Origin of the sequence: Saccharospirillum mangrovi (genome assembly GCF_003367315.1) — a bacterium.
Lineage (GTDB): Bacteria > Pseudomonadota > Gammaproteobacteria > Pseudomonadales > Natronospirillaceae > Saccharospirillum > Saccharospirillum mangrovi.
Map to the genome: position 1 here is coordinate 2,512,402 of NZ_CP031415.1, position 15,074 is coordinate 2,527,475.

Sequence of the window (15,074 nt, forward strand, 5' to 3'; positions counted from 1 at the left end):
GAACGCGAGTTTACAATGTGAGCGATGACTCACATTATTGTTTGCCTCTACTCAACAGGCAAGGAAAATCATGACAACGCAACAACACAACGACCGCGAAATTCTGCGCTTGGTCGAACAGGCTGTCGTGGCAGCGGCCGAGGCGATACAAGACCGTTTCTCCATTGATGCCCGCCCGATTGATCGGCACGACATCGGGGCGAAAATTCAGGCCAACGACGCAATTTCAATGTCGATCCTGCAGGAAAAACTCGCTGCCGCCAGACCCGAAGCAACCCTGGTTGAAGATGAACTCGAAACCGGTTTGTTACCGCCGGGCGAGTGGTGGGTGGTCGATCCAGTCGAAGGCGCAATCAACCAGATTCACGGCATGGCGGAATGGTGTGTCAGCGCGACGTTGATCCGCGATAACGAGCCGGTGATTACCGTCGTCCATTTGCCACTGACTGGCGATACCTACTCAGCCGTTGCCGGAGCGGGTGCCCAGCAAAACGGACAACCGTTATCGGTTTCCGCAAAACGCGACATTGATGCCGCCATGGTCGGCACCGGCCAGGCCATGCCAGGCGAAAGCGTTCAGGTATATCAGATGATGGGCGCTTCGGTATCGACGATGCTGCAAACGGCATTGACGGTGCGCGTGTCTGTTCCGGCGACGTTACAACTCATCCAGGTTGCGGCCGGCCGCATGGATGCCTTCTGGCAGTTCAGTCAGGTTCGCTCCGGACTGGTCTCGGGCGCACTGTTGGTTCAGGAAGCCGGCGGTCAACTCACCGATGTTCACGGCAAGCCTTGGTCACTTGAGAGCGAACATTTTGTCGCCGCCCCGCCCCAACTCAGTGCTGCGGTAACAAACGCGCTATCGCCACTGATTCAAACTACCTACAGCTGATGACATTGAGGAAACCACTATGCTGACCATCGCTATTTTGGGTTCTGGCCGGGTTGCTTCGGCCCTCGCTGGACGATTGCAGTCCGCTGGCCGTGACTTTGTTATTGGCATCCTTAACCCCGAAAAACCCAGTGACCACTGGACCGGCCCGCAAGTTGAATTCACCACCACGGCGGCTGCAATTGCCGCCGCCGATATGGTGTTCAACGCGACACCCGGTGAAACCAGTGTCGATTTTCTGAAAGGCTTCAAAGACCAACTGGTCGGAAAAATTCTGGTGGATGTTTCCAACGCCATGCGCCGCAACGAAGACGGCATGCCGGTCGGACTGCTCTATCCGGACAGCAGCGTCGCCGAACACTTACAGGCGGCCTTGCCGCAAACCGCCGTGGTAAAAACGCTGAATACCATGCTGTTCACCGTCATCGGTGATCCACACAGTATCGAACCGATGCCCAACGTATTTCTTTGCGGAGACAGTGCAGCGGCCAAAGCAGAAGTGCGCCAGGTTTTACAGGCTATGGGCTGGCGTGACGCTGTGATTGAAGACCTGGGCCCAGCATTCAGCGCCCGTGGCCCCGAAGCCTTTATGCATTTCGTGCCGCATGTGATTGCCAACCACGGCTTTGCACCTTTTGCGCTGAGCATTGTTCGATAGCGGCTGCAATTCAATACGATTATCCCGCGTCAGCCGGCGCGGGAACTTCATCAACGCCTGACTCAACGGCCGATGTTTTCGATCCTAGGCTGAGGTTAACAAGATGTCTGCGACGGTATCGACGGCGTCCAGCATGCACAAATGACTCGCCTGTATTTCGAACGTATTAACCCCTTCGGCTTTAAATTTGTCGTGAAAATAACCGAACGGCGAATCCACAAAGCCCAAACAGTGAACGTAGGTAAAAGGAATATCCGGGCGAGTTGCCAGGGCGTCCACGGGTTGAAAAGTTGTTCGCCAGGGTTGCGGCACCAGTCGCGGATTGACGAACTGCTTGATGCTGTCGTCCTGAACGCCGAACACCTCCAGCGGAATGGGCGGTATGGCGGTGTCGTTGATTCTCGATTCATTAAACAGTGGCACCACCGGGCCTTCGGCATAATCGATCAACGCCTTGCCGTTATCCGGGACAAAGGCATCGAGATAAATCATCGACCGGATGCGCTCAGTCACGCGGGCCAACACCCCAGTAGTTACCATGCCGCCGTAACTCCAGCCAACCAGATCAATGTCGTGCAAGTCTTCCATTTCGATGTGGTTAACGATGTCCTGGATATGCGTTTCGAGGTTGGCGAGATCGTTCAGCGTGTGTTTGCGTTCGCCCAGTCCAGTCAGTGTTGGTGCTGTAACGCTGTGGCCCGCCGCGCGCAATTTCGGCGCCAGTTCGCGCCAGACAAAACTGCCATGCCAGGCGCCATGCACCAGCAAAAAGGTACGACTGTGTCGTTGAGCGCGGCTGGGTGTAACAAAGCCGGCTGTCAGTGATCCGGCGGCCGCAAGCCCGGCCGCTTTTACCAAGGTACGACGCGATAAATCTGTTTTTGTTTTAGTGGTGTTCATTAGGCTGCTCCAGATAGTTCTGATAAGAACCGGACGCTTTACTAATTCACGTCAGGTTCCTACTTTTACAACGCGAACTCAGAACTCATCGCAGCGTATTTGGAACGGACTTATGGCAGTTTTGGAACGGGAGGAATAATGATGGCGACATCCGGTTCTGACCCATCAACACAGCAGCTTGATCGTAAAGCGGCGAACTGGCGTGTTTGGGATACCGACTTGGTCCCATCACGCAGGCGGTTTACCCACTATCGTGAAGGTGCATGCGAAACTTTTCTGTCGATGTCGCCCGAACGAGGCCAAAGCGATGAATTTGCAGCGCGCCTGGAGCATCTGCCGCTGCCAAATGGGGCGGTCAATTTTGTTGACAGCGTCCCCCACGTCATCGTTCGCAATACAGCGGACGTCGCCCGGATGACCGATGATGTCTACCACCTGAATTTTCAGATTTCAGGGCGCAGCGTTTACTCCATTCGCAACCATGACATTGGCATTGCGCCGCGCTCCTGCCTGCTGTTCAAGTCGACCATACCGTTTCGCAAAGTTATGGATCCGGAGCGCCGCAATACTCTGCTGTCGCTTGTTATACCGGCAACCCGGCTTGCCGATGTGGTGCCGCTGAACGACATCGGCGATTACGCTCTGCTTTCAAATACGACGCATGGCAATTTGCTGCAAAGCAGCCTGGGCATTCTGGCCTCTCGCCTGCATACGGCTATGCCGACAGAAATAGCCGCACTGAGCGCGGCGGCGGTGAATATTCTGAGCGCTGCGCTCAGCTCGATGAAGACTGGCGAACAAGTTCTTGAACACCAACGGCAGCCGTCACATAGCCTCTATCCACTGATGGTGTCGTACATTCGCGAGCACCTGAAATCCAGAGAGTTGACACCAAATTCCGTTGCGCAAGCGTTTCATCTATCGCGTCGATATGTGGACGCCGTTTTCGCGCGAGCGAGCGGTTTGACGGCCTCGAAGTTTATCCTTCAGGAGCGACTGACAAATGCACAATTGGATCTGACCAATGCCTTTAGCGATCATCTGACCATTCTGGACATTGCGTTGCGCTGGGGCTTTGAGGATGTTTCAACTTTTCATCGGACCTTTCGCGCCCACTTTGGTGACACGCCGGGCTCGCTGCGTTCCTCCAAAAGCGTTTAGCAGGCACTGGGTCCACTGCTGAAAAAAAAACCCGGACATGTCCGGGTTTTTAGTTTTCAAGCGCTCACTCCCACCGTCGCCGGGCCTTATAAAAAGCACTCACATCCATAAAACCCAGTCGGTCTGCTATTTGGGTTGCTGGCAGGTTGTGCAATCGTTGGAAACACCGCCGGCGGGCTTCGTCGAGTAATTGTGAAAAACGAACGCCTTCGCGCGCCAGTTTCCGAACCAGAGTCGAACGACTCATGTACAGGGCATCAGCCAGATTGCTCTGGTCGCCATAGTGCGCCAGGTCCTGATCCAGCAATTGCCGCACCCGGCCGCTGACTGTTTGTTGATCACCAATATGCGAACGCAACTCCAGCGCGCGCTGAGACAGTATCTTGCGGATGTATGGTTGGTCGCCGCCTTGCACCTGGGTGGCGAAAACCGCACTGGGTACAATCAACGCATTGCGTTGCGCCTGGTAGCGAATCGGCGCGTTGAAACACCGCTCAACAACGCGGTGGTAATCAGGCTGGTCGAAGGTAAAGTCGACCGCCAGCAATGGCAGCGTTTGCTCGCACAGATAGCAACCCCAATGGTAGAGCGCCGCCATACTGCGCTCTACGGCGCAGCGCGGGTAATCAAAGGCCGACAGAAATTTGAAGCTGAGCACCGTGCGTTCGCCTTCGGTTTCCACTGTCCATTGGTCGGCCGGGTTCACCAACAAAATGTTGTCGAGATAGGTATTGAGTACATCGCCCAGGTCGCGACAGGTTTGCAACAGATGGCTCGGTAAACCGCGCGATTCCGGCAAAATACGTGCGCCAAACTCGATGCCCACCGATGGATAAAACGGGCGCTGGTCCGCCTGTTGCCACAGCCAGACCAGCCAGGCTTCGGGGTAACGTCGTTCGAGCACATCGCTGATATCGCCACCTTTATTCAGCACAGCAACCTGGGTCGCCAGTGGGCCGTGCAATTGGCGCAAATCCGTTTCATCGATAATGTTCAGTCGCAGCAGTTCTCGGGCGAGATCCACAACAGCGATGGCAGACACACTCGGTTGAGTATCCGGTGACATAGGCAGCCCTCCTTACCTCGTCAGGGAGCACTAATTTGCGCCAGAAATTTGGGACAGGCAACGCAGCGGCTCAGAAAAACCGGCCATTTTGTGATCAGTTTCGAGAAGTGGGACCTGCATTTTCCAATAAAAAGGGCAGCTCTCTGGCTGCCCGTTTCGAATGAACTGCGCCCGAACTTTAGGACGGCCGCCGCCCCTGCGGGACTTCCACCTTGGCAACGGCCGACTCATCCTGATCAATCACCTCAACCTGCGCCCGCTTGGACATCGCTTCCGGGTCCAATAGCAATTCTTCCAGTTTGACGTGATTCAACAAATCATCCAGTTCGCGCAGTCGCGGCGTAAAATCGACCACCTCATTCAAGGTTCGGTTTTTGGTGGTCCAATCCACCAGTTCACCCATGCGGTATTCCTGAACGTCTAAACTGCTTTCAAATGACCGGCTCTGCACGCCGTAGGGTTCGCCTTCTTCCTGCCCCGTCAACGTTTGAATTTCGGCGCGTTCACTCAATTCGTAGTAGCGATAGTTCTGGTTTTGAAAATCAACGAATTCCCAATTGACCAACGGTTTGAAATAGCCGGCATCGAGTTCCCAGGTTTGACGTTGATCCACTTCCCGGTTCAGTACGCCGTCCTGTTTGAAATGCGTTTCCTGGCCCAGCGTCAGTGAAAAGCTTTCGATTTGATTATGGCGCTGCGGATGTGTATTAAACTGCTGAACCCGGCCTTCGAAGTGAAATGAAAAATCGGGCAAGCCGGTCAGCATCATCGATTCGGCATCCGTCAGTTCGTGGCGAGTTTCAGCCCGCTCCACCGGGCCATGCAATAGATCAAAAGCATCCAACATGAACGCTTCCTGATCGTCTTTTCCCTGCGCACGGTCCACGCCTTCAATCAGCATTTGGCGATAATGCGCCAGCGCTGCCTGGCGACGGTCGGAATCGGAAGTTCCCACCAGACTGGGCTTATCGACCGACATCGCCAATTTGTTACCGTCATAATTGGCTTTTATTTCGCGTCTTAAAGCGGTATCTGTCATCGACAGTTTCAGATCCGGTAACAACTCACCTTCCAGCGACAGATCCAACTTGGACAATACGGTGATGTCATTCAGCCCCAAGTCGGCCAGTTGTGGTTGCTTGCCACTGAAATAATCGTTCGCCAACTGGTTCAACCCTTCGGACAAACCACTCAGTTGTTCTTTCTCAGTATTTGTGAGTTTGCCATCCAGCTGGAAGTCGACCGCGACGGTTTGATAATTAACACCGGCCTCATTGCCGTCGTAGCCCTGGCCGTTTTCCAGGCGGAACGTAAACGTCAGCGTTGCGCCGCTTTTTGTTTTCAGGCTCATGCTCATTTCAGAGCCGGGGAAGGTGTGAGTCGCGACGAACTTTTCCGAATCGATAGGAATGATCTGTTCTTTCAACGTGCGGTATTTGTATTGCGTCGCACCTTGCGAAACCGAGGTTTCGCCTTCTTGTAAAAATCGCGCCAGATTCAGCGACAAATCGTCCAGCACATCGGCGCGTTTTTCCTTAACGACCTGGCTCGATAACTGGTTGTTCAAATACGACACGCCACCGGGCGAGAGCAGCGACACTTCTTCAATGTCGCGCGGTTTGCTGTACACCGATGACGATACCGGACCACCACCCTGAATAATGATGGTCGGGTGGTCGGCCTCGTCAATCGTGGGTAATTGGGGTGTTGAAAAAGGCGTTTTTATGCCGCCGAACGGCTGTCCGGGCCAGTCAATTTTTATCATCTTTGTTTCCCCCTTATCCGTTCGCCAGCCGCTCAGTGTGAATGCCGGTCCTGGATTAATCCGGATCGATACTGGAAGCGCTGTTAGCAAACGCCACAGGTTGGCCACCCAACAAATATTCAGGCGCTTTGGTTGCATCGTTTTCAGTTATGTTTTCTTTTGCCCGCTCGTATAAGGCTTCGATGCCAAGCATCAGTTCGCCCAGTAACGCCAGCGGTGAATCGTCTGCATTTTGCGACAGCAAGGTCAGCAGATTTGTGTGCTCTTTCAGTGAATGCGCAATGGTGTTCCATGCCAGCTCATTCTCACCTTGGGTGAGAATTTCTTCCAAGGTGGCATCGAGCGTTGTTTCCTGTTGCGCACGTACAACCACACCGCCGCGACGTTCAATCTGTACCCGGCTTTCTACATCCTCACGCTGGTAATAGGAACGGTGGTCTTTGTCGCCGGGCGACGGGCCGGGCAAGGTGTCGTGCACAGCCGGTCGGAAATAACTGCCGTTCAATTTCCATAACTGATTTTGTTCGATATCGCGGTCGCCACCTTCGTATTGGCTGACCTGAGTTTCCTGTGCGAAGTCCAGGCTGAAACGGGCGCTTCGTTCTTTCCGGTCGTCCTGTTGAGCCCACGAACCAATCCGGCTGTAGAACGATAAGCGGAAGTCGGCAACTGACGTCAGTAAAGCGGCTTCTGTATCACTCAACGCCAGGCCGGGTTTCGGTTCTTCCAGCTCGCCGTGCAGTGCATCGAAAGTCGCCAGTAATAAGTCGGTCTGTTCATCGGTACCACGCACCCGGCCCACGCCGTCGATCAGCATTTGCCGATAATTCGCCAGCGCCGCTTCGCGACGTTCCAGGTTGTAGCCGTCCACCAAGCCCAGTTTGTCGACGTCCATCGACACTCTGTTTTCGTTGACGATGGCTTCCAAATGACGCGTTTCGGCTGAGTCGGAAAAGCGCAACGTCAGACCATAATCGATATGATCGACACCAAGAAAAAAGGCTGGCGTGATTTCGGCCATGCCGCCGTCCAACGTCAACGATAAATCGGCAAGCTGCGAAAGCTCACCGATGTCGAGTCGGTTTAAATCGATGTTGCCGGTGGCGAAATAGTCGTTGGCGAGGGCGTTGAGCTTGTCGGCCAACGTCATCAATTCATCCTGTTCCGCCTGCGACAAACGACCATCGAGCTCAAAATCAATCGATACTGTTTCATAACCAATGTCGCTGTATCGTTGGGTGTGACCGCGGCCTTTTTCGTAGTGCAGATTAAAGGTCAGTGTGTCGCCGCTTTTGGTGGTGAGACTGAACGACAGTTCACTCTTGGCGAGTACCGTGTGCGATTCCACCTCGGTGAAATTCGGCTCCGCCCAGTTCCCACTCAGATCCGGGTAGGTGTAGCGGTCGATGCCCTGATGAACCGATGTCTGACCGCCTTGCAGAAAATCGATCAGGCTCTGTGACAGGTTTTGAACACTCGGCCCCTGATCCATGGCCTGCATCAATTGATTCGACAATCGCGGCAGGTTTTGTTCGTCGCCGCGCATGAATGTTTTCTGCGCCGGTTTGCTGTAGAGGTCATGATCCGACCAGCCACCCACTTGCAGGGTAATCGGAGCAGGGTCGATTTCCGGGTTCGGGGTTGGTGCCTCAGCGGCGGGTTGCGGAGGTTGCGCGTTGATTTTTGGTACTGCACTGGGCGTCAGCACGACGTTCACGATCCCGGCCATAACGATTCTCCACAGAAATCCCTCTGTTGCTTTCAGTAGCGACGCTTTAGCCAGAAACTTTAAGCAGACAGGCGCGTTTGCGCCCCCTGCTCCGGTGAAAGGTGTTGCCAATACGAAACAGCCGGACGTTGGGTCCGGCTGTTGGATGGATCTGATTACACCTTGGTCAGGCGCAGATAGGGTCGTATTTCATTCCAGCCCTGGGGAAAAATATCCTGGGCCGCGTCATTGCTGATGGACGGCGGGATAATAACCTCGCCACCGGGACGCCAATCCGCCGGCGTCGCGATTTTTTTCGCATCGCCAAGTTGCAGGGCATCGATTACCCGCAAAATTTCGTCGAAGTTGCGGCCGACGTTCATCGGGTAAGTCATGGTCAACCGGATTTTTTTGTTCGGGTCGATGATGAACACCGAACGCACGGCGGCGGTTGCGCTTTCACCGGGGTGAATCATGTCGTAAAGCTGGGCTACGGCATGGTCGTCATCGGCAACGATGGGAAATTCCAGCGAGGTATGCTGAGTGTCGTTGACGTCCAGAATCCATTTGCGGTGTTCAGCAACGGTGTCAGTCGACAGGCCCAGTGGTTTGACATTGCGCCGCGCAAATTCGTCGGCCAGTTGCGCTGTACGACCCATTTCGGTTGTACAGACCGGCGTGAAATCGGCCGGGTGACTGAAAAAGAAAGCCCAGGAATCACCCAGCCAATCGTGGAAGGTGATCTTGCCTGCGGTGGTTTCTACGCTGAAATCGGGTGCGGTATCGCCTAAACGTAAAGTCATGGTGGTACTCCTTCTGTCGTTGCAGTAAGGGAGGCGAAACACTTTCGCCTCTTCATGACTTCAATATATTAGCAATTACTAATATTTCATCCCTCACAGCGCTATCAATTGAATAGTTTTTAATTATCAACCTGGAAACGCTGCTTTGTTTCGGCAATGGTCGTGCGACTACTTCTGGGAAGACACAAACGGATCGGTCTCACGCTCAACATCGCCTGCCTGCCGCCGTTTGAGCACGGTGTTGATGTAAGAATCGATGGCCGCTTTCTGACCCACGTCCTTGCTCTGGGCTTCACTCAGATACCAGCGATGCTCTAACACTTCGTGAAAGATTTCCGCATCGTCGAGCTTGCCTTTCATCTCAGCCGGAATCGGCTGCACGGTGGGGTTGAATACTTCCGACAGCCAGCGATAGGCTGCCACCGCCTCGGGAATGTCGCGGCCTTCTACTTCGCTCAGGTGGGCTTTGTAACGGCTTAAATCGTTGAGCAAACGGCGCGCCTGGTTTTCCTGAACCTGCAAGCCGGTCAGGCTGTTGAGGCGGCGGCGATGGTGCCAATGTTCAACAACGCGCGGCACCATGCGCACGCGCTGGCCGTTATCGACGGTGGTGATTTCCATTTCTTCGACATCGAAGCCCAGATCGTTCAGGCGACGGATGCGTTGCTCCATCAGGTACTGATCTTCGGGATCGAAAATTTCGTCCTGCGTCAGTTCCGCCCAGAGCTTGGCGTACCGCTCAACCAGCGCCTGCGCCAGTTCAATCGGGTCCTGACCCTTAGGCAAAGTGCCGGCCGCTTCCAGGTCCATCAGTTCGCCACCAATGTTGGTTTCCGCCAGTTCCAGATCGTATTCGCGCCGACCTTCAGACAACTGTTCGCGCATTTCACCGGTTTCGGCATCGACCAGATAGGCCGCCATCAGGCCAGCATCGCGACGGAACAAGGTGTTCGACAGTGAGCAATCGCCCCAGTAAAAACCGGACAAATGCAGCCGCACCAGCAACTCGGCCAGAGCATCCAGCATCTGGCTTAATTGCTCGGCTGAAATGCCCTGTTGAATGATGATGCGATAAGGCAAAGCGCCGGACAGATAATGTGTCACCAACAAGGCGCGGTTGTGCATGTCCACCGGCTCGCCGACCAGATCAAAACGCGCCCGCGCTTCGGCAACTTCTTCGTCGCGGTTGGTGACCAGACCGACCGCCTCGACCACCGGCAATCCCAACTCCCGCAATTCACGCAGCAGTTTGTATTCCTTGCGCGCCACCGGCGTCATCAGTTCCTTGAGCGCGTAGACCTGATTATTGTGGCTGACAAAGCGCACCACGTTGCGGTGAATGCCGCGTGCCACTTCGACAAACAATTCCGGCGGCCATTGCGTGAGGTGCTTGGACCAGGGGTAACGCAAGTCGGTGATGTAGTGGCTGGGCGAGGCAATCTGAATCTTCATCGGACACCTGTGATGACGGTTTGAACCTACTATAGCGACTCTTTAACGAGTCGCGAGTGACAAAAAAGCCGGCATTGTGCCGGCTTTTGATTCGACCTGTATAACCGCTCGATTACAGGCGGTTGGTGGTCTCGGCGTCGAACACGTGGAGGCGGTCAACGTTGACTTCCAATGCCACGTCTTCGCCAACTTTCGGCACTTTATGCACGTCCATCTTGGCGAGAATTTTCTTCTCTTCGTTAGCCATCTTGATGTGCACAACGACTTCGTGGCCCAGGGTTTCGATGATCTCAACCTTGCCTTTCAACGGCGCGGTGTTAGACCAATCCTGTTCGTCGGACGCAGCAATGTGCTCAGGACGAATACCGACGACAACGTTTTTGCCTTTGCGTTCGGTGATGCCGGCTTTCCATTCGGCCGGGGTTTTGAACGTCAGGTCCGGGTGGACCAGTTCGCTGCCGTCGTCAGAAACTTTGAAAGTCAGGATGTTCATGTTCGGCGTACCGATGAACTGCGCTACAAACACGTTTTGCGGTGTGTCGTACAGTTCCAGCGGAGAGCCAACCTGACGCAGGTTGCCGTCGTGCAGAACGGCGATGCGGTCACCCATGGTCATGGCTTCAACCTGATCGTGGGTCACGTAAACCGAGGTGATGCCCAGGCGTTTTTGCAGGTTGGCGATTTCGGCGCGCATGTGCACACGCAGTTCGGCGTCGAGGTTCGACAACGGCTCATCGAACAGGAACACAGACGGTTTACGAACGATGGCGCGACCGAGCGCAACACGCTGACGCTGACCACCAGACAGAGCTTTCGGTTTGCGATCCAACAGATGCGTCAGACCCAGGGTATCGGCCGCTTCGTTTACCAAACGGTCGATTTCGTCTTTCGGCATTTTGCGCAGACGCAGACCGAAGGCGATGTTTTCGAACACAGACATGTGCGGGTACAGCGCGTAGCTCTGGAACACCATGGCTACGTCGCGATCTTTCGGGTGAACGTTGTTGACAACGCGGTCGCCGATGAACAGCTTGCCGTCGGTGATTTCTTCCAGGCCGGCGATCATACGCAGGGTGGTGGATTTACCACAGCCGGAAGGACCAACCAGGACCATGAATTCTTTGTCCTTGATCTCCAGGTTGAGGCTCTTGATGACGCTGACGTCCTCGTAGCTTTTACCGACGTTTTCAAAAGTAATACTAGCCATGCGCTTTCACTCGTTTCTTGTCGTTATGCAAGCAACGCCTCGCGTATCACTGCGAGACCCCGACTGGACCCGGCTTTGAACACCCTGCCGACCCCATTCCAGACCGGTCTGTAATTTTCTTTCACCGCTTTGGCGGCTGCCGATCAAACTGGGCTCATCTTGACGTAATAATACTACCAAATGCAACCCCGAAAGCCGGGCGATGGCCGTAAAGATGCAGCCGAAGCCCGTCGTTACCGGGCTTCAGCCGTTGTTGAGCTCATCGCCAGCGGCGTGCATCAAGTAGGTCACGGCTTCGAGAATGCGGCTTTTCACCCGAGCCGGTGGGTTTTGGTAGAACGCCTGCCAGGCCTGGCCGCGATATTGGTTGTAATTATCTTTCTGGGCGGGGAACTGGGCGATCCAGTTCAGACGGACGGCGTGGGAAATGATGACGTCGAGTACGACGTAATCGTCCACTTGCATACCGGGGTTGGCGCGGGCAAATGCCAGCAGGCCAAGTAAGGCTTCGATGCACAACTGACGATAGGCCGGGCTGGGAATCTGCCCCAGCATGCGTTCAACCAGCTGCGCAAATTGCGGCTCGCCGGCGGTCATCTGATCGAGCACTGTGGCCGATTCCAGCCGCGAGCGCGGGTCGAAGCGGTCGCCCACAATCAGACCGTGGCACTGGCTCAACAAGGCCCACAAACCGGGATGAAAATCTTCCGGCAGACGCGGCATTACGCCTTGCTGTTCACGCCATTGGAACCAGTTGCGGGCTTCGCCGAGGTCTGGCGCGCTGGTGTCGTCGTCCGAAACCGGATTCAACGGGCCGACTTCGCTGCGCAATTGCAGTGACTCGATGGCAAACAGACGTCCGACTTCGGCGGAATAGCTGCCCAGCACGTCGCGAATGCGTGACTGAATGTCGTACGGGCTGAGCGACGCCAGCCGCTCGAACGCCTGGTCCGGTTTGAGATTTTCCGTCTGCGCCAACTGCCCCATGATCAGCATTGCCAGGTGGCCGGGACGCAACGTCATCATGCCCTGAAACAAGTCGGGTTCGCCGCGCATCAGCGTTGACAGGATGACCAGAATTTCCTGATTCAATACCGCCTCACGTCGGTCTTGACCGCAATTGCGGTTGATCAGCTTGAGCGTTTCTTTGTTCGACAGCGGCTCGCGAATGGTGCCCTGATCGGAATAGGCGCGGCCGACAATGATGATGCGCTGACGCGCCAGCACTTCAGCCACGGCGTCTTCCAGACCACCCCAATATTTGCCCAGCACGCCCGCGGCTTTGCGGATGACGCTCCACAAATAGGCATCGCTGGCGCGGCGATACACTTCTTCGAGCAACACCTTTACCGTGACGCGCGGCGCGATGCCGGGGTCAAAATCCAGGCCATGCGCTTCGGCCAGATCGCTGAGAATGTCGATTTGTTCGTAGAGGTTAAGGCTGGCGCGCAGCCGCTGTACTTGCGCCTCCAGGCTTTCCACCGGCTCCAGCAAGCTGAGCATGGATGGCTGCAACGGCACTGACCGGCCCGGGTCGACCTGCAACCATTGCTTGCGCACCCGGCGCGACAGCGCCATCGCCGCCGGCACCTGGTAGTCGTTCAATTCTTCGATGCGCTCGACGCCGACTTCGTTGAGCAGTTCGCTCATTGGCCCGGTCGAGACGGCCACCTCGCCGCACTCGCCGTCCATCAGTTCGCGAATCAGCTCGTATAAGGCGTCTTTGTCGGGCGCGCTGAGCATGGGTTCGGACAGATAGATCATCATCAACGGCCGCGCCGGCTGATCCCAATGCCGGCTGATGTAACTCAGTTCCGCCTTGATTTTCTCGCACAGCAGGCGGTTGTCGGACGCCAGATAGAACGTGTCGCGGTTTTGGAATTGCGGCAGGAAAACGCAGCTTTCACCGTTCAGCACATAAAGCTGGGCGGTCGATAACGAACGCGGCCGGCGCTGCGGTCGGCCGGTCAATCCCAATTCCCGGTTCTGGCCGATGATGTTGAATACTCGCGCCAGTTCCAGCGGCGGCAGCACACGCACCGGTTCCAGATCATCCACGGTTTCGCTGAACAGGCCGGCGTCAGCCAAGGTTCCACGCACCGCTTCGTTTTCCGCCAGCAAGCCCACCACCACTGGGGTTTTGCGCTTGTGACCGACGCGACGATGGGCGTTCAGCGGGTCGATGTCCTGGCGTTCGATGTAGCCGGCATCCAACAAGCAGCCGAGGGTATAGAGCGACTGCGCCCAGATCAGCGGTACGTTGTTGTTGGCCTGGCGTTCCTGGCTGCCTGGCTCGGCTTTCTCGGCGTCGATGCGATCGGCCGGCACAAAATACAGCTCCGGCAACAACCACTGGCCGTTGCGTTCGATGCGCAGCGCATCGAGTTTTTGCCGATAGTCAGCCGCAGTGGTGGCGTCGCCATCAAACAAAGCGTTCAGATAACAGTAGGTGAAAAACAGCGGCCACTCGGATTCGATGTGTTCGAAATTGCGCAGTTCGTGCGCTTCGTAATGCAGCCGGTGCGGGTCTTCCAGCACCGTCTGATGGCCGTCGAGCAAAAATCGTTTGCAGCCGTAACGACCGCCCAGTTTGCCCAGAATCCGGTCGCGGGTTTTGTTGACCAGCGATGCCTTTTCGATAGCAAACGCCGGGTAACCGATGATGGATAAATCGGCGGCATCGACTTCTTTCGACATCGATTCGCGCGGCAGCAGGTTTTCCAACGTCGTCCGGCAGCGGGCGATTTCGTCCGACACCACGTGCACCACGCCCGCCTGTCCGCCACCTTCGCCAAACAGATTGACGCCACGCATCGCCTGCAACGCAGCTTTGACCATGCCGACCGACGACGCGTTGATTTCGACCCGGCCGTTGTTGATCTTGTTGCCGCGTTCCCAGATGCCGTAATCCGGCGTGCGGTAACCGCGACCGATGTACCAGACCAGATTCTGTACAAAATTCACTTCGGCGACCGTCTGCACCAGTCGCAAACCGGAGCGCGTCATGCGCGCCAGCATCAGCAAATACAGTGAAGTGGCATCGAGCTGCAGATGGCCCCATTTGTCGTCATCGACCACCACCTGACCGGAATGGGTGGCGTATTTGGCGTGCAGGGCATCGAGGGGGTTCTGGGTGTATTTGAAGCGTTCGACCTTGTGCGCCTGCCGCGTCATCGATTGCAGCAAGCCGCGCATCAGCCGGGTGACCGAATCGGCCAGATAGGCGGTGCGTTCGGGGTTGTCGCCGCTGCGTCGATAGGCGAGCCACAAACCCCAGACGGCTTGGATGGAGTAGACGTTGTCGCGTACCCAGGCGTCGGTGTAGTCGCCGTGACCGTTAACGTCGGTGCTGGCCGGAAACAGCCCGGTAACGGCATCCTGTCGACTCAGGATGACGGCGTCGACCGCATCAAACCAGGCATTGAGACTGTCGGGTCCGGGATTGGGCATTCACTGGCGCCT

11 protein-coding genes are annotated in these 15,074 nt (G+C 55.8%); 3 read left to right on the forward strand and 8 right to left on the reverse strand.

Annotated features, from left to right (window positions below; genetic code table 11):
* The first annotated feature begins 70 nt into the window (after nucleotides 1-70).
* Both DW349_RS12075 and DW349_RS12080 read left to right on the forward strand, forming a co-directional pair.
* Entirely contained in the window at nucleotides 71-892 is an 822-nt protein-coding gene (locus DW349_RS12075; RefSeq protein ID WP_108125082.1) for an inositol monophosphatase family protein, read from the forward strand.
* A 19-nt stretch (nucleotides 893-911) separates the two neighbouring features.
* Entirely contained in the window at nucleotides 912-1,550 is a 639-nt protein-coding gene (locus DW349_RS12080; RefSeq protein WP_108125081.1) for an NADPH-dependent F420 reductase, read from the forward strand.
* Nucleotides 1,551-1,634: 84 nt separating this feature from the next.
* On the opposite strand, the gene DW349_RS12085 is transcribed toward DW349_RS12080, so the two are convergent.
* Entirely contained in the window at nucleotides 1,635-2,450 is an 816-nt protein-coding gene (locus tag DW349_RS12085; protein ID WP_108125080.1) for an alpha/beta fold hydrolase, read from the reverse strand.
* Nucleotides 2,451-2,588: 138 nt separating this feature from the next.
* Between DW349_RS12085 and DW349_RS12090 the strand changes: the two genes are divergently transcribed.
* Nucleotides 2,589-3,611 carry an AraC family transcriptional regulator gene (locus tag DW349_RS12090; protein ID WP_108125079.1) on the forward strand — a complete coding sequence of 341 codons (1,023 nt, stop codon included), beginning with the start codon at nucleotides 2,589-2,591 and terminating at the stop codon, nucleotides 3,609-3,611.
* A gap of 64 nt (nucleotides 3,612-3,675) precedes the next feature.
* Here DW349_RS12090 and DW349_RS12095 read toward each other — a convergent pair whose 3' ends face one another.
* The 7 genes from DW349_RS12095 to DW349_RS12125 form a co-directional block, all read right to left on the reverse strand.
* Nucleotides 3,676-4,677, reverse strand: coding sequence for an AraC family transcriptional regulator (locus DW349_RS12095; RefSeq protein WP_108125078.1), 1,002 nt, complete (start codon nucleotides 4,675-4,677; stop codon nucleotides 3,676-3,678).
* Nucleotides 4,678-4,855: 178 nt separating this feature from the next.
* Nucleotides 4,856-6,442, reverse strand: coding sequence for a hypothetical protein (locus DW349_RS12100; RefSeq protein WP_108125077.1), 1,587 nt, complete (start codon nucleotides 6,440-6,442; stop codon nucleotides 4,856-4,858).
* Nucleotides 6,443-6,497: 55 nt separating this feature from the next.
* Nucleotides 6,498-8,171: a hypothetical protein gene (locus tag DW349_RS12105; protein WP_108125076.1), complete on the reverse strand. Its 1,674-nt coding sequence runs from the start codon at nucleotides 8,169-8,171 to the stop codon at nucleotides 6,498-6,500.
* A 155-nt stretch (nucleotides 8,172-8,326) separates the two neighbouring features.
* Entirely contained in the window at nucleotides 8,327-8,953 is a 627-nt protein-coding gene (locus DW349_RS12110; protein ID WP_108125075.1) for a peroxiredoxin, read from the reverse strand.
* 168 nt (nucleotides 8,954-9,121) lie between these two features.
* Entirely contained in the window at nucleotides 9,122-10,405 is a 1,284-nt protein-coding gene (locus tag DW349_RS12115) for a DUF4032 domain-containing protein (RefSeq protein WP_108125074.1), read from the reverse strand.
* Between the two features lie 112 nt (nucleotides 10,406-10,517).
* Nucleotides 10,518-11,612, reverse strand: coding sequence for an ABC transporter ATP-binding protein (locus DW349_RS12120; RefSeq protein WP_108125073.1), 1,095 nt, complete (start codon nucleotides 11,610-11,612; stop codon nucleotides 10,518-10,520).
* A gap of 243 nt (nucleotides 11,613-11,855) precedes the next feature.
* On the reverse strand, nucleotides 11,856-15,062 hold the full coding sequence (locus DW349_RS12125) for a phosphorylase b kinase regulatory subunit alpha/beta (RefSeq protein WP_108125072.1): 3,207 nt from the start codon (nucleotides 15,060-15,062) through the stop codon (nucleotides 11,856-11,858).
* Nucleotides 15,063-15,074 lie beyond the last annotated feature (12 nt).